Source organism: Kineococcus gypseus (assembly GCF_050871305.1).
In the GTDB taxonomy this organism is placed as follows: Bacteria; Actinomycetota; Actinomycetes; order Actinomycetales; family Kineococcaceae; genus Kineococcus; species Kineococcus gypseus.
On the sequence record NZ_JBJLRD010000004.1, the window covers coordinates 1 to 14,959 of the forward strand.

The 14,959-nt window shown below is 72.4% G+C and carries 16 protein-coding genes; 10 read left to right on the forward strand and 6 right to left on the reverse strand.

The genetic code is table 11. The features are described 5' to 3' along the window. Nucleotides 1-557: 557 nt before the first annotated feature. A complete protein-coding gene (locus ACRYMN_RS01930; RefSeq protein WP_432491412.1) occupies nucleotides 558-920 on the reverse strand; it encodes a hypothetical protein in 363 nt (120 codons plus the stop codon). Nucleotides 921-1,502: 582 nt separating this feature from the next. Between ACRYMN_RS01930 and ACRYMN_RS01935 the strand changes: the two genes are divergently transcribed. The 4 genes from ACRYMN_RS01935 to ligA all read left to right on the forward strand — a co-directional run bounded on the left by ACRYMN_RS01935 (nucleotide 1,503) and on the right by ligA (nucleotide 5,144). Further along, nucleotides 1,503-1,757 (forward strand): hypothetical protein, encoded by a 255-nt coding sequence (locus ACRYMN_RS01935; RefSeq protein WP_432491414.1) that lies wholly within the window; start codon nucleotides 1,503-1,505, stop codon nucleotides 1,755-1,757. 168 nt (nucleotides 1,758-1,925) lie between these two features. Beyond that, nucleotides 1,926-2,474: a hypothetical protein gene (locus tag ACRYMN_RS01940; RefSeq protein WP_432491416.1), complete on the forward strand. Its 549-nt coding sequence runs from the start codon at nucleotides 1,926-1,928 to the stop codon at nucleotides 2,472-2,474. A 191-nt stretch (nucleotides 2,475-2,665) separates the two neighbouring features. After that, nucleotides 2,666-2,860, forward strand: a complete 195-nt coding sequence (locus ACRYMN_RS01945; RefSeq protein WP_432491418.1) for a hypothetical protein — start codon at nucleotides 2,666-2,668, stop codon at nucleotides 2,858-2,860. Between the two features lie 202 nt (nucleotides 2,861-3,062). Then, on the forward strand, nucleotides 3,063-5,144 hold the full coding sequence (gene ligA / locus ACRYMN_RS01950; protein ID WP_432491420.1) for an NAD-dependent DNA ligase LigA: 2,082 nt from the start codon (nucleotides 3,063-3,065) through the stop codon (nucleotides 5,142-5,144). A 327-nt stretch (nucleotides 5,145-5,471) separates the two neighbouring features. Here ligA and ACRYMN_RS01955 read toward each other — a convergent pair whose 3' ends face one another. Both ACRYMN_RS01955 and ACRYMN_RS01960 read right to left on the reverse strand, forming a co-directional pair. Continuing rightward, entirely contained in the window at nucleotides 5,472-5,789 is a 318-nt protein-coding gene (locus ACRYMN_RS01955) for a DUF4258 domain-containing protein (RefSeq protein WP_432491422.1), read from the reverse strand. Beyond that, nucleotides 5,786-6,124, reverse strand: coding sequence for a hypothetical protein (locus ACRYMN_RS01960; RefSeq protein ID WP_432491424.1), 339 nt, complete (start codon nucleotides 6,122-6,124; stop codon nucleotides 5,786-5,788). The genes ACRYMN_RS01955 and ACRYMN_RS01960 overlap by 4 nt, the downstream gene beginning before the upstream one ends. 521 nt (nucleotides 6,125-6,645) lie before the next feature. Between ACRYMN_RS01960 and ACRYMN_RS01965 the strand changes: the two genes are divergently transcribed. Both ACRYMN_RS01965 and ACRYMN_RS01970 read left to right on the forward strand, forming a co-directional pair. Then, on the forward strand, nucleotides 6,646-7,680 hold the full coding sequence (locus ACRYMN_RS01965) for a DNA cytosine methyltransferase (protein ID WP_432491426.1): 1,035 nt from the start codon (nucleotides 6,646-6,648) through the stop codon (nucleotides 7,678-7,680). 138 nt (nucleotides 7,681-7,818) lie between these two features. Beyond that, on the forward strand, nucleotides 7,819-8,289 hold the full coding sequence (locus tag ACRYMN_RS01970; protein WP_432491428.1) for a hypothetical protein: 471 nt from the start codon (nucleotides 7,819-7,821) through the stop codon (nucleotides 8,287-8,289). 18 nt (nucleotides 8,290-8,307) lie between these two features. Here the strand turns inward: ACRYMN_RS01970 and ACRYMN_RS01975 are convergent, their stop codons facing one another. The 3 genes from ACRYMN_RS01975 to ACRYMN_RS01985 all read right to left on the reverse strand — a co-directional run bounded on the left by ACRYMN_RS01975 (nucleotide 8,308) and on the right by ACRYMN_RS01985 (nucleotide 10,583). Further along, entirely contained in the window at nucleotides 8,308-9,153 is an 846-nt protein-coding gene (locus tag ACRYMN_RS01975) for a hypothetical protein (RefSeq protein WP_432491430.1), read from the reverse strand. A gap of 230 nt (nucleotides 9,154-9,383) precedes the next feature. Continuing rightward, nucleotides 9,384-10,343: a hypothetical protein gene (locus ACRYMN_RS01980; RefSeq protein WP_432491432.1), complete on the reverse strand. Its 960-nt coding sequence runs from the start codon at nucleotides 10,341-10,343 to the stop codon at nucleotides 9,384-9,386. Nucleotides 10,344-10,391: 48 nt separating this feature from the next. Beyond that, complete coding sequence (locus tag ACRYMN_RS01985) at nucleotides 10,392-10,583, reverse strand: hypothetical protein (RefSeq protein WP_432491434.1); 192 nt, start codon at nucleotides 10,581-10,583, stop codon at nucleotides 10,392-10,394. 68 nt (nucleotides 10,584-10,651) lie between these two features. Here ACRYMN_RS01985 and ACRYMN_RS01990 point away from each other — a divergent pair, with 68 nt between their 5' ends. From ACRYMN_RS01990 to ACRYMN_RS02005, 4 genes are all read left to right on the forward strand, one after another. Continuing rightward, entirely contained in the window at nucleotides 10,652-11,617 is a 966-nt protein-coding gene (locus ACRYMN_RS01990) for a hypothetical protein (protein ID WP_432491436.1), read from the forward strand. Nucleotides 11,618-11,783: 166 nt separating this feature from the next. Next, a complete protein-coding gene (locus ACRYMN_RS01995; RefSeq protein WP_432491438.1) occupies nucleotides 11,784-12,095 on the forward strand; it encodes a hypothetical protein in 312 nt (103 codons plus the stop codon). An 827-nt stretch (nucleotides 12,096-12,922) separates the two neighbouring features. Continuing rightward, nucleotides 12,923-13,759, forward strand: coding sequence for a GmrSD restriction endonuclease domain-containing protein (locus ACRYMN_RS02000; protein WP_432491440.1), 837 nt, complete (start codon nucleotides 12,923-12,925; stop codon nucleotides 13,757-13,759). A 68-nt stretch (nucleotides 13,760-13,827) separates the two neighbouring features. Further along, nucleotides 13,828-14,790, forward strand: a complete 963-nt coding sequence (locus ACRYMN_RS02005) for a phosphorothioated DNA-binding restriction endonuclease (RefSeq protein ID WP_432491643.1) — start codon at nucleotides 13,828-13,830, stop codon at nucleotides 14,788-14,790. The last annotated feature ends 169 nt before the right edge of the window (nucleotides 14,791-14,959 follow it).

Genomic DNA, 14,959 nt, shown 5'->3' on the forward strand with positions numbered 1-14,959 from the left:
GGGGGGGGGGGGGGGGGGGGGGGGGGGGGGGGGGGGGGGGGGGGGGGGGGGCGGCCCGCCGCCCCCCCCCCCCCCCCCCCCCCCCCCCCCGCCCCTCACCACCAGGCGGGGCGGCGAGGTCTACGGGCCGCTGGCCGCCCCCAGCCTGACGCCGGCGCCGACCACGAGACGACGGAAGGGGGCCTCAGCCGTTGCCCCGCCCCTCGTCCCGCCCCTCGTCCCGCCCGTCGACGGCCCGGCAGAACGCCAGGTAGGCGGCGGGGTCCGCCGGCGCACGGTGAGCACCGTGCGCCGACCCCAGGGATCGACGGCTACGACCGCCTCGACGTCGCTGACCGTCGAGGTCATCAGCAGGCGCCCCTCCTCGGTGACCTGCACCGCGCCCTCAGCCAGTACCTCCCGCAGCGCGGCAAGCTCCACCCCGCGCTGACGCATCCGCAGCCGGCAGTGCCTGGTCAGCCTCACCTCCGCCCCCACCGAGGTCCGCTCCGCTTGGGATGTGGACCTGTGTCGGAGAGGGAGTGTCGAGCGCCGCTGGGGCGAGCGACCGCGGCGGCTCACGCGACCCACACCAGCCGTGCCAGCACTGCCTTGTCCAGGTGGCGCGTCACCACCCCGCCCTCGAGGTCCACCTCGAAGCGGCCGCCGGCAGGGCGCCAGGCGAGGTAGGCCTCAACGCAGGGGGCCAGGGCGCGGGTCAGCTTGGGCGTCGACTCCCGCAGCGGCGGCCAGTGGTAGCCGCGACTGTCGACGACGAACACCTCGTGGTGGCGGTTGCAGCTGAACTCCGTCGGCCAGGCCGGGTAGTCCAGGGATTTCATGGCGCGGCGCCAGGCCTTCGCCGACATCACGACGGTGGGCTGAAGGTTCTGAGCCGCGATCAGCTGGCTCACGGCCTCGAGCATGGATTCGGTGCTCACGGGGTCCTCCGGTCGTTGACCGGCACCACGGGGATGCCGGGTCACCAGACGTTGGTGACGTCGACCAGTGAGGAGCAGAAGGGGCCAAGAAGCAACGTCGCCTCAAAGGGCCCAGGGACACCGAAAAGGCCCTGCCGCCTCGTGCTCGCGGGCGGGGACCGTTGCGGCAGATGAGGTTGCCGCGACCTTGGATACTCCGCGCAGGACTCGCCCACGCAGGAGAGCAAGCCTGCCGGACAGGCGACTTGACACGCGGGTCAGAAGAACTGCAACGCGCCCGGTCGCGTGAAAAGTTCATCCGGTCGACGCAACAGGTCTTGCGATTCTGTCGCGTGTCTGCTGCAGCCGAGTGCCGGCAGGCTGCAGCCATCTTCAAGGCGCCAGGGGTGCCTAGGTCGCCAACTTCGCGAGGGCCGTCGCGGCCATCGACGGACTCCGCGAGCACCATGTCAATCGCGTGCCAACTCATTGACCCAGCAGCATCTTGACCCGATAGCGTTAGCGCGCTAATATTTAGCGTAGGAGAGGGACAGCGACCCACTCCCACAACGCGATGAACCCAGCGACTCCAGGAGCGCCACCGTGGCCGACGTCATCATCAGCGTGCGCATCGAGAACGTCTACGAGGACGGCACGGAGATCGAGACGACCGTCACCGACTCCAGCCTGCCTGCCCCGATGAGCACCGGCAGCGAGGAGCTGGAGCTGTGGGCCGAGGAGTACCTGCGCCCACTCACCGGCACAGGCCGCGTCAGCGGCGATGCCTGCTACGACGTGCACGTCACCGCCTGCAGCCTGCCCGCGCTCGTCGGCCAGCACTTCGCCTACGGCTACTGACCAGCCATCGAGCAGGCATCGAGCGGCTGCTGAGTCGCTTCCCTGCCCGGCGCCCCACGCCCACCGGGCACCCCCTTCCCGCGCCCCGCCGGCACCGGCGGGCTGCGGCTGCCGCGGGACAGCGACCCGCCGGCCTCTCACCAGCGACCACCTGGAAGGACACCAGCCGTGAAGCACCCCAGCACCGCCGCCCACTTGCCCGGCCCCATCAGCAGCTGCAGCGAACTACCCCGCGCCGCGGCCGCCATGCGCGCCTCGAGCGCCGCCGCGCTCGCCTCAGCCCCCGAGGCTGCCACCGGCACCGCCACTGACGGCTGTCCGAGTGCCGCGCACGAGCGGGCCGAGAACACCCAGCGTGCCGCCAACGCCGCGCGCACCCTGGCCGCCTACGCCCACCTGACCGCCAGCTGCGAGGCCGAGCCCCGGGAGGCCGCCGAGCACCTGCTGACCGATCTGATGCACCTCTACGACGCCCTGGGCGCCTCCTTCACGGCCGCCCTGAGCACCGCGAGCGCCCACCACCAGCACGAGCGGCGGGCCGGCGCCGTGCGTCCCGAGCCCGCCGAAGACTCCGAAGCGGTCGAGGAGGCGGGCACAGCACCCCTCACAGCACCGGCCGCAGTACCCGACACAACGCTCGCCGGAGCGCCTGCCGCCGTCCTGCAGCTGGTGCCGCCGATCACTGAGGCCCCGCAGCATGCGGGGTGGCAGCAGTGAGCCCGCGGGTCGTGCGGCGGGTGCTGACGGGTCTGGGGCGAGCGCCGGGCCGCCTGCTGAGCGGGGACGCCTCAACTGGTGACCCGGGCGGCAGGCGAGGCGGCGGCCCGGCCGGTGAGCTCGCACCCGGTGGACTCGTGCCCGGCGAAGCCGCGGCCGCGGAGGATACGGCCGCGGAGGATGCGCACGAGGTGGAGACGGTGGTCGAGGTGATGGACGGCCCACGCGTCGTGGGCACGGTGGTGGTGCACACCAGCCGCGCCGACCACGGGGACTTCCTCACCGAGCCGGCGCTCATCGCCGGCATCGCGGTGGCGGCAGTGACCTTCCGGGTGGCCGGACGCTGCTTCGACGCCGAGGACGTCCAGCGCTGGTGGTGGGACTGAGAGACGCCCCGGGGCGGGCTGGGGGCGCTGGCGGCCGAGCGCTCTCGGCCGTGTCCGAGGTCGGCTCTAGCCTGCGGGCAGACGACAGCGCGGCGGTGGCGAGCCGGACACCACCTCGCCCTCACGTCGTTAGCGTGCTATTGTTCAGGCTGTGGCCCGGACAGCGACCAGGTCACACCCAGCGACCCGAGGAGTTCCCCTGATGAGCCAGAGCACCGCGCACGCCCCCACCACGACGGACCCGGCCGCTGAGGTGTTCGCCGACCAGGCATCGTTCACCGCCGCCGTCGCCCAGGTGCAGGAAGCCGAGATCGCCTACCGCCTCGAGCAGCCCCTGATGCCCGACTCCGCCTTCGACGCCCTCAAGGACCGGGTGATCGCCACCAAGGCCGCGCACCCGGGCTGGGACGACGAGGGCGTGAGCACGCAGGTGGCCTCCGGCGCCCCGGTCGGTGGGGAGGTCCGCCACAGCAGCCCGATGCTCAGCCTGGCCAAGGCCACCACCGCCGAGGAGGTCCGCACCTTCCTGGCCGGCCTCAGCGCAGACGGGCAGGACGGGCAGGAGCCCGGCCCGCTCGTGGTCGAGGTGAAGCTGGACGGCTGCGCGATCAGCGCCGTCTACCAGGACGGCGTGCTCGTGCAGGCCGCCCAGCGCGGCGACGGCACCAGCGGTGACCCCGTCACCGAGCAGCTGCTGCGCGGGCAGGGCGTGGCGGGCCTGCCCGCCCGCCTGACCACTCCCTCGGGCGCCGGCTGGTCCGGGGAGGTCCGCGGGGAGCTGTTCATGTCCGACGCCGACTTCGAGGTCGCCAACGAGATGCGGGTCGCCGCCGGGCGCCCGGCCTTCGCCAACCCCCGCAACGCCACCAGCGGCACCCTGCGCAACCTCAACCGCACCTACGAGGTGCCGCTGTCCTTCGCCGCCTACGACATCTCCGGTGACGGCATCCCGGAGCAGGAAAACGCGACGTACAGCGAGCGCCTGGACGCCGCTGAAGCCCTCGGCTTCGCCACCGGCCGCCAGCTGCTGCCCGAGGAGCTGCGCGCCCCGCGTGAGGGTGCCGAGCAGGTGCTGGGCGCCATCGAGACCATCGAGGCGCTGCGCCCCACCCTCGGCTTCCCCATCGACGGCGCCGTCCTCAAGGCCGACTCCCTGGCCACCCGCCGCCGCCTGGGCCAGCGCACCGGCTCCCCCCGCTGGGCACTGGCCTACAAGTACGCCCCCGACACCGCCGTCACCACGCTGCGCGAGATCGAGATCAGCGTCGGGCGCACCGGCCGCCTCGGCTTCCGCGCCGTCCTCGACCCCGTCAGCGTCGGCGGCACCACCATCACCCACGTCACCATGCACAACGCCCCCTGGATCACCGAGCGCGACCTGCGCGTCGGCGACGAGGTCTGGGTCTACCGCGCCGGGGACGTGATCCCCCGCGTCACCAGCGCCAACCTCGCCGCCCGTCCCGCCGACGCCGAGGCGTGGGTCGCGCCCACGCACTGCCCGCAGTGCGGGGAGGAGCTGGACACCACCTCCTTGCTGTGGCGCTGCCACACCCCCTCCTGCTCCATCGCCGGAGCCCTGGACTACTGGGCCTCCCCCGACGCCCTGGACATCGACGGCATCGGCGACGCCGTCTGCGTGGCGCTCGCCGAGAGCGGCCTGGCCACCAGCGTCGCCGACCTCTACGACCTCACCCTGGAGCAGTGGGCCGCCCTGCCGCTGGGCGTGACCAAGACCGGCGCCGCCCGCACCCTTGGGGAGCTGAACGCCGCCAAGGTCGTCGAGGGGCTGGAGGCCAGCAAGGCGCAGCCGCTGAACCGCGTCATCACCGGCCTGGGCATCCGCATGACCGGCCGCTCCGTAGGGCGCTGGCTGGCCTCCCGCTTCGGCTCCATGGACGCCCTGCGCGCGGCGAGCGTGGAGGAGCTGGCCGCGATCAACAAGCTCGGCACCATCAAGGCCCAGCACATCGCCGACGGCCTGGCCCGCCTCAGCGAGGTCATCGACCGCCTGGCCGCGCACGGACTGACGATGACCGTGCCCGACGACGGCGCCGACAAGCCGCTGGCGGGCAAGACCTACGTCGTCTCCGGCGCGGTGCCCGGCTACACCCGCACCACCATCGCCGAGCGCATCGAAGCCCTCGGCGGCACCGCCAGCAGCAGCGTCTCGGCCAAGACCACCGCCCTGGTGACGGCCGAGAGCGACACAGCCAAGGCGCGCAAGGCCGCCCAGCTCGGCATCCCCGTCATCGACCCGGCCACCTTCGCCGCCACCCTCGCGTGAAGCAGCTGGCCTGAAGCCGCTGACCTCGGGCCGCCGGGTCAGCCGAGCTGACCCGGCATCCGCGCCGGCCCGGGCACTTCCCCGCCCGGGCCGGCGCGCCCTGTCAGCTCGAGCAGCCTGTGCAGCCCGGTGCAGGACACACGCCTGCACCGGGCTGCACGAGACTCACCAGCTCACCCGCCGCGCGCGCAGCGAGCGCCCCTCGGAGCGCAGGAGGTGCTGGTGCCGGCGACCGGGGAGGCGCTCGCTGGCACGCCCAGTTCACGACGATCCCCGCACCGCGGGAGCCGATCGGCAGTCCTCGTCCGCCTTCCTTACTCACCTCGCTCACCACGCCCACGCGCGCTGCCCGCTCCCTGCGGCCTGCCGGCGCCGGAAGGCGGTGAGGACCGTGCGACCTCCCCACCGCGCGATGGCCACCACGGCCACGACGTCGCTGCTGGTGCAGCTGAACACCAGGCGCCCGTCCTCCAGGACCTGCGCGGTGCCCTCCTGCAGCACCTCGAGCAGTTCTCGGTGGCTGATGCCGCGCTCCCGCAGCCGACTGCGGCAGTGATTGCTCAGCCCGTCGATGCCGCGGGCAGGCTCGTGCGCTGCAGCCGAGCGGTGGGCGTCGCGGGCGGGGCGCCGGCGCCGACGGCTCACGGCAGCCACCGCAGCTGGGCGACGACGGCCGCGTCGACGTGGCGCACGATCAGACCGCGGGTGATGTCCAGGTAGAAGCGGCCACCGGCACCGCGCAGCCGCAGGTACGCCGAGACGCAGCCGTCCAGCGCACGGGTCAGCTCGCGGGTGATGAGGCGGTCCGACTCACGGCTGTACCCACGACCGGGAACCGGCCATACCGCGCCGCGGGCGTTGCAGCTGAACTCGGTGAAGGGACCGGCCCAGCGTGAGGCCGTGGCCGCCTGCAGCCAGTCGGTGATCGAGACGCAGACCACGGGCAGCTTCTTGAACTGCTTCTTGACCTTCTTGCTCACGGAAAACTCCAAGTGCCACGCACCACCGGCACCACGAGGGGCGCCGGGTCGCCAGGGGTTGGCGACGGGGACAGTGAGCACCGGGGCAGCGATCGACGGCAACCCTGCTGTGGAGCACCTGATCCGCTGGAGCAGAGAGCCGCTCAGCTGGGTCACGATGGGCCGTCTTGCACGCGTGATTATGCGCGTCAGGCGTACACGCATGAGCAGCGCCAAAGAGACTGCCGCAGCCGCCGGCTAGCACCGACCACGGCGGCCAAAGTCCACCCTTACGGCCCACGTCGGAGCCAGGTTCGAGAGGGCCGAACGAGTGAGGCGGTGCGCTGAGGACACCACCGCTGCATCGTCGCAGGATGCTCCTCAACGCCGCCGACTCAGCGAGAACCGATACCCACCGATCATAGTTAATATGCTATTGTTAACGCACCGGTGATGGGGACAGCGACCCCTCGCCGCACCAGCGACACCCTCAAGGAGCCCCCGTGGCCAGCACGACGGCAACCTCACGGCACCCACATCTCATGCCTTCCCCGCAGGTCGACATCAGCCCGACCACACCCCAGCCAGCCCTCACCCTCGTCCCCACCCTGGCCAGCGCCCGCACCATCGACCTGTGCGCCGGCCCCGCCGGCTGGGAGGAAGGCGTACGCATCCTCGGCGGCGCCGCCCTGCTCGACGAGCTCGCCATCCTGGGCATCGAGCTCAACGCCGACGCTTGCGCCACCGCGCGCGCCGCCGGCCACCACCGCCTGCAGGCCAGCATCACCGACATGGATCCCACCCAGGCGCTCGCGGCCACCGGCCTGATCGTCTCCACCCCCTGCCCCACCCTCAGCAGCAGCGGCAAGCGCACCGGCCTGGGCGAGGACTACGGGCGCGCGCTGGATGCCATCACCTGCTTCGGCGCCGGCTGCGGCTGCGAGTACGCCACCCTCACCTCGCGGGTGGTGGACCCGCGCACCGCGCTGGTCGTCGAGGCCGCCCGCTGGGCCCTGACTATGCCGAGGATCGAGTGGATGGCCTGCGAGCAGGTGCCCAGCGTGGAGTACCTGTGGGAGGACTTGGCCGCCGAGCTGTACGCCGCCGGGTGGGAGTGGGTGGATGTGCTCACCTTCGACGCGCTGCAGCACGGCACCGCCGCCCGCCGCCGGCGCAGCTACCTGATCGCCCGCCGCTACGTGCCCGGCACGGTGCAGAGCCCGGACCTCGGCGTGCCCCTGCCGCCGCGCACGATGGCCGGCGCGCTGGGCTGGGGCCCGGGCGAGTACGTCATCACCCGCGGCAACCGGCGCCCGACCGGCGGGAACGCCTTCAGCGCCGACGGGCCCTCCTGGTGCCTGACCGGCAAGGCCCGCACCTGGCAGCGCCGATCCGACGGGCTGCGCCTGAGCGCCCAGGAGGCCGGGGTGCTCAACGGCTTTCCGGTCGACTACCCCTGGACCGGTTCGCGCACCGCGCAGTTCCAGCAGGCCGGCGACGTGGTGTGCCCGCCGGCCTGGGCGGCCGTCCTGGGGGCAGCGCTCGGCGTCGACTGGTGCGCCCCGGTCAGCGCTTAGGCTCAGGCCACGGCCGCGCGCGAGCAGTTCGCCCTCAGCAGCTGAGGCACCTCCATCTGCCATCGGGCTGCTCGCCGACCTGGTGAGTAGCCGCCCCCGCGAGCGCCCCCCTCTTCCGAGACCTCTGGAGACCACGACATGAGCACCAGCACCCCGCACGACCGAGAGCACCGCCGCCAGCACGGCCAGCAGCGCAGCCAGCAGCGCAGCCAGCAGCACAGCTGGCAGTACGTGGCCGCCGACGGCAACTACGGCGACGCCAGGGACTTGCGCTTCCTGCCCACCCCGGTGCAGATCACCGGCGACGGCATCGACGCCGTCGACGTCGATGCCGGCTTCGCCTCCGCCTTCGACCCCGAGAGCGAGAGCGCGGTCACCGGCTGGGCCGCGACCCACGGCGTGCACCAGGTGCACGTGCTCGTGTGCATCGACGACAAGGACACCCACATCACCGTGCACCCCGATGAGGACGACGCCCTGGAGGCGGTGCGCGCCAACTACGTCACCGCCAAGGACGGAGTCGTCAGCGACGAGGAGCTGCTCGACTTCTGCCACCGCCAGGGTCTGCTGGTGTACCTGCGGTGCACGCCAATCCCCTTTGTAAAGTGACAATCTGACCGAGGCGCATCACTCCGCGCCTGCCCTGGTCGACGGTGGGCGGTCCAGCAGCTCCGAGACGTCGAAGTGGTGGGTCTGTCGACTGCCGTCCTCACCACTCACCCGTAGGACGCCCTGCCCGAACTGCGGCAGTGCCTCGGCGTGGGCCAACCCCAACTCCAGGCCAGCGCTGTCGGGGTAGGGCAGTTGCATGATGCTGGTGAACCCGGCAAGGATGTTCAGCACCCAGTCCTTGGGCGGATCCATCGCTGCGGCCAGGTGCACGAAGTGGTCGGGACTGTCGTGCACCTGGAGGGAGGGTGCAGCGGCGAACATGGGACGGAGCACGACCTCGGTCGCCTCGTCAGGCCGCCGCAGGACCAGGCGCAGGAGGACGTCACCGGCTTCCACCGGGCCCTCCTGGCGCCACTCCGACAGCACGGGCATCTCCGGTTCGGCTTCGACGACGGTGGATCCGAGAGGCAGTTGCACCATGTTGATCACGTGCAGGAAGCGATGCTTGTCCATGTTGGAGAGCCAACGAAGCCGCTCCAGCGGATGGGCGCTCGCGTCGGCGTCCCAGTGGAAAGGTTGAGCCTGCTCGATCAACTGCCAGACGTCAGCAGGAACGAGCTCCTGTAACTCCTTGGCGTGGTTCTTGAAATCCCGCCGAGAAGCGTCGATCGGGAACTGGATGCGGCTAGGCCGCTCTGGCTGTCCGGAGTGGGCGTTCACAGCGGCCCAGAACGCGTGATCCAACGCGCCGCGCAGGTTAGTCAAGACGTCGCCGATGAGCACCGACCATCGTTCCGGGATGGGATGCTCGATGCGCAGCCGCCACTCCACCTGCAGGCCGCGTTCGTAGAAGGAGCTCACCCGGTCACTGCGCTCGTAGCGGTGAGGGTCCGAGGCTTGCCACTCACGGGTGGCTCTGGCCAGGACGTTGGCGTGCTCGACCGCACGCGCCCACTTCAACCATGCCGAACGCAGGGGCGAGGACGCATCATCAGCCACCACTGGTCGACCCTTCCATCGTGTCATCCCCCTTCTTCATGCCGCAGAAGTAGCGCACAGGAGCAGTAGGCACCGACCACCCTGCACCGGCATCATCGGGCGCTCGGCGTCGTTGGCGCATCACCCAGGGGGTACAACTCGCTCTGGAGGTGCGACAGGCCCACCCGGCGCTCTCCGGTGAGCCAGTGCAGCGGCGCCTGGTCGGCGCGCGCTCGGACTTGGTCGACCTTGGCGGCCCGCTCGGCCGCCTCGGCGCCCGAGCTGTGCAGGGACAGGTGCACCACGGCGCCGTCGGCTGCTTCGCGGCCCACCAGGACCTGCACTTGAGCCCGGGCCGCGTCGGTGGCCAGCAGGTAGTCAGTCTGCACCTTGCCGCCGGGAGTGCAGCCGAGGCGCTCGACGACCTCCACGGTGCTGGCCGCTAACCGGAGAGTCAGCAGTCGGCGCACGATGAGCGTCTCGGAGCACTTGAACCGTGCAGCCAACTGCGGCAAGGCGGTACCGGCCTCCCAGCCGGCGGTGAGCGCGACATCGTCGTCCTTCAGCCACACGGGGCCGTCGGTGTTGGCGCGCAGCGGGGTGCGCCAGTCGTAGTGCTCGTCGGCGAGCAGCTGCTCGCGCAGCCACGCCAGCCGCCGCACCTTGCCGCCCTCAAGGGGGGCATCGGCCGGGACCATGCGCGCAGCCTGCGTCCGGACTGCGGACTCCCTGCGCTGAAGATCAGCGGCGATGTCCGACAGTGGCAACCCGGCACGCAGTCCGGCCACCAGACGCGCCCACTCAGGCTCGCTCCAGCTTTCGTAGGCGCGCGCCGGACCGGCCTTGACCGAGGCATCCGCCTCCTCCTGCGCCGAGCTGGGCTCGCCGACCGTGGCGGACTCCTCGTCCTGCACGTCGTCTTGCACATCGTCCCACCCCTCCTTTGGAGTGTCATCCTGCTTGTGGTCCTGCGCGGAGGTGCGCGCTGCCGCTACAGCATCAGCGGTGCCTCGGCGGGCCTTGCTGGCCAGCACCTGCCGCCAGGGGTAGTCACCGGCCTGCAACTGCTGCACCAGCCAGGCCCGGCGCCCCGAGGCGGCCGCCGGCACCTGGCCGCTGGACTAGCGGGAGCCGGCCGGGGGCACCATTCGCTCCATGCGGCTGGTGATCGCCCCTCGCGAGCGCCGGTGAGCGATGGCGATGTCGTTCACGCTGGTGCCTGCGATCAAGGCAGCGATCAAGCGGGCGTCCTCGTCCTGGCTCCACGGCGTGCCCTGCGCGTCCACGCAGGCCCCCGACTGCTCCTCGCTCATGATCGGGAGTGTGGCGCAGTCCTCGGACACGGCCTCCCCGCAGCCGGCGGGGCAGGCACGATGAGCCGATGAGCATGCAAGGACTGCGGGCCCTACCGGACGGCTCGGCCGGGGACTGGATCGCCGCCCGGCTGCGCGGCTTCGGCAGCACGGTGGCGTGCACGGTACCCACCGGCTTCGCCGCCTACGCGCGCATCCTGCACCCCGTCGACTTCTTCCCCGCACCCCCCTCGACGTCGCCGACGCCGGCACCGGCGAGCGCCGCGTCGGCCCCCGTGGCCGAGACTTCCGCGACGCAGGTGGGGACGGCGCCGGCGGGGACGGCGCCGGGCGAGCTGGTGCCGCAGCAGGCGAGGCTGACGTGGGCGCAGGTGTGCCGGCGCACCGGGCGCACCCCCCACGCCCTCATGCAGTGGCGCTCCATCACCACCCCCATCGCCACCCCCGCCCCCACGCTGGCCGGCGGCGAGCCGCGGCTGCCTGTCACCGACGAAGGCCTGTGGGAGGAGGTCAGCGTCCAGGAGGGCACCTTGGAGCCGGCCGCCCTGGCCGCGCTGCTGGACGTCCTGGCCCCCTTCACCGGTGAGCAGGAGTGCTGCCACGCCCTGTGGGAGGGCTACGGCTGGCTGCACGGCCCTCCCTCCTTCGTGCTCTTCGCCTACGCCGACAGCGAGGGCGGCTCTCCCCCGCCGCCACCGCAGCCGGCGCCGGTGCCAGAACAGCTGCGCCGGGCCCTGGCCGCCCCGCGCCTGATGCTGCCCGGACGCGACTACCTGCTCTTCACCGGCTCGCTGCGCGCGGCGATGAGCATGGGGCACCAGGTCACCGAGGACTGGTTCGATCCGCAGTCGCCGAACCTGCTGTGGCCGCTGGACCGCTCCTGGTGCCTGGCCAGCGAGATCGACTTCGACTCCACCCTCATCGGCGGCTCCGCCGAGCTGATCGAGGCCGTGCTGGCCGCGCCCGGCTTGGAGGCGTGGGAGGTCACCGAGGACGACGACCTGGGCTTCTTCGCCGACACCCTGAACACCTGAGCCCACCGCGGTCCCGGCCACCGCTCCTCGCCGCCCTCGCCGCCCTCGCCGTCGTCACCGACCTCGCCATCGGGTGCGCGACCACGACGGGCAGGGCTCGTGAAGACCCCGAGCAGCACGCTCCCGGCCACACCGCAGCCGCCGGGAGCTGCGCGAGAGTGCCGGCGTGGAGATCCTCCTGCTCGCCGCCCTGGCTGCGCTGCCGCTGGGCGGCCTCGTGGTCCTGCTGGCCCTGCTCGTGGCGCTGACGGCCTCCCCGCGCCGCCCGCCCGTGCTGGCCAGCGCGCTGGTCGGCCTGCTCCTGCTGGGCGCCTGGGTCGTCATCACCGCCGCCGGCGGTGTGCGCGCGGATGAGACGGGGACCAGCTCCAGCATCTTCTCCGACGTCGGCTGGCTGGTCGCGGCCGTCGCTGCGGCCGTCGGCTCCCTGGCCCTGCACGTCCGCAGCACCGGGCGCTTGCGACGTAGTGCTTCCTGAGGGCACGGGCGCGAAGACATCGAGGCATCGGGTCCACGGTGTCGATCGCCCGCCTGTGCTGGCCAGCGTGCTGGTCATGTTGTGGCGCCGGGTGGGCGAAGACGGGGAAGTCGCGCGCTGAGCACCGCAGTGACGACACTGCACTGACGACGCTGCCGAGAGCTGTGCGGATCGCGTCCGGACGCACGACGGCCGCCGGGTCGAGGACCCGGCGGCCGTCGTGCTGCCCGAACGTGCTGATCGACCCGGCAGTCGCCTCTCGGCGAGTGGCCACTCGAGGTGGCTGAAGGTGAGGCCCGGGGACATGCAGCAGGTCGATCACCCCCTACAAGCACCAGCACCGCCGCGGCATTCCCCTGCGCAGCTCTCCCCCACCTCCCCCTCCAATGTCTTGCGTCCGGCTGCCGGTCGCACCGCCTTCGCTCCCAGATGGGAGCGCAGGTGGAGGCCGGCGTGGTCCGGCGTGGTCCGGCGTGGCGGCCGCGGCCGTGCCGCCGCTGCTGTCGGCGTCAGCCTGTAAGAGTGGAGAGGTGACGACGTGGCCCTCCCCGCGCCGCCGCGTGAGCGCTGCGGCTGCAGCCGGCGCCGTGGCGGCGGTCCTGCTCGCCGGGTGCACGTCCGGCACCTCTACAACCGCGGCCAGCTCCTCGTCCGCAGGTGCGAGCGGCACGAGCTCACCGGCCAGCCCTCCGCCGGATGTACCCGCCCCCGCTGCCACCTCCGTCCCCGCTGAGCCGCCCGCGAGCGCCGCACCCGCACCCGCAGCCGGGGCGCCGGCCGGCGGCACGCAGGCGCAGAGCGCCCTAGCCATCCTGGAGACGCTGGAGGTGAAGGGCCGGGCACCGAAGACCGGCTACAGCCGTGATCAGTTCGGCGACGGCTGGATCGACACCGACCACAACGGCTGCGACTCCCGCAACGACGTCCTGGCCCGCGACCTCACCGACGAGAGCTTCAAGCCCGGCACCCGCGACTGCGTCGTGGCCACCGGCACCCTGGCCGACCCCTACAGCGGCACGACCATCACCTTCGTGCGCGGGCAGGACACCTCCTCAGCGGTGCAGATCGACCACGTCGTGGCCCTCTCCGACGCCTGGCAGAAGGGCGCCCAGGGCTGGGACGCGGCCAAGCGGGTCGCCTTCGCCAACGACCCTCTGGAGCTGCTGGCCGTCGACGGTCCCTTGAACGGGCAGAAGGGTGATGGGGACGCGGCCACCTGGCTGCCGCCCAACCGCGCCTACCGCTGCAGCTACGTCGCACGGCAGGTGGCGCTGAAGGCCACCTGGGGGCTGTGGGTGACCGCCGCCGAGCGCGACGCCATCGCCGGGGTGCTGGCCTCCTGCCCGGACCAGCCAGTGCCCATCAGCCCGGCCGCGGCGCCAGCCAGCGGCGGGGGCAGCGCAGCACCGGCACCCGCAGCACCGGCACCGGCTCCTGCAGCACCGGCTCCTGCAGCACCGGCACCTGCCCCGGCACCTGCCGCGCCTGCTCCAGCCGACCCGCCATCCGCTGTCCCCGAACCCGCGGCCGGTGCGGGGACGGATCCGGACTTCGGCACCTGCAAGGCTGCCAACGCCGCCGGCTACGGCCCCTACGTCCAAGGCCAGGATCCCGAGTACGGCTTCTACCGCGACGCCGACGGTGACGGCACGGTGTGCGAGTGAGCCAGCAACCACCCGCCAGGCCGTTCGTACCAGGGCCCGCCGTACCAGGGCCGGGGCAGCCGGCGGCGCTGCAGCGGCTGCTGACGCTGCGCCAGTACCAGCAGAACGGCCTGCGCGCCCCGCACAAGCCGCTGCTGGTGATGCTCGCCCTGGCTCGGCTGCTGAGCACCGGCACCAGCGCGATCACCTGGCTGGAAGCCCGCCGGGAGCTGGCCGCCCTGATCACCGAGTTCGGCCCCACCAGCAAGACCAACCCCGTGCAGTCGGCGGCCTACCCCTTCACCCGGCTGCGCTCGGACGGCTTCTGGACGCTTACTCCCGACGTGCCCATGGACCGCGTCAAGCCGCTGGAGGAGCAGGCGGTCGTCGGCCGGCTCGAGCCCGCGCTGCAGGCATGGCTGCTGGCGCACCCGCACGTGGCGCTGCAAGCCGTGCACGAGCTGGCCAGCACCAACTTCGCGCCCACCGTCGCACCCGACGTCCTGGCCGCCATCGGCCTGGACGCGGACACCCTGCAGTTGCCGCAGCTCGACGAGCGCAGTGGCACGGACAGCACCTCTGCCACCCCTGGCGCACCTGACGCACCCGGTGCGGCGGAGGTGCTGGCCGACGACGCGCGCCGCTCCCCCACCGAGCGCAAGCGCAGCGCCGCCTGGCGCCGGGAGGTGCTGCAGGCGTGGGAGCGCTCGTGCGCGTTCTGCGGCTTCGACGGGCAGCTGCTGCACGCCCCCGTCGGCCTGGAGGCCGCGCACGTGCGCTGGTTCCAGTTCTCCGGCCCCGACGAGGCCGACAACGGCCTGGCGCTGTGCAGCCTGCACCACAAGCTCTTCGACCGCGGCGTGCTGGGCGTGACGACTCAGCTGCGGGTGCAGGTCTCCGCCGCCTTCACCGCCCGCTCCGCCGCTGCGCGCAGCGTCTACGAGCTGCACCAGCGCCCGCTGGCGATGGATCGGCCCGGGCGGGTGCCGCTGGCGGCGGAGCACCTGCGCTGGCACCAGCGGCAGATCTTCAAGGCACCGGCTCTGCCCTGAGCCGAGCAGCCGAGCTGAAGCCCTCAGCCCGCGCGTTATGACCACAGCCATCGCCACAGCCATCACGACCGTCATCACCACCGTCACGACCGACGCCGTCGCCGCTCACCTCTTCGACAGGTGAGCGTCAGCAACGCACGGGTCCCTGCGTTGCTCCCAACGTGTGAAC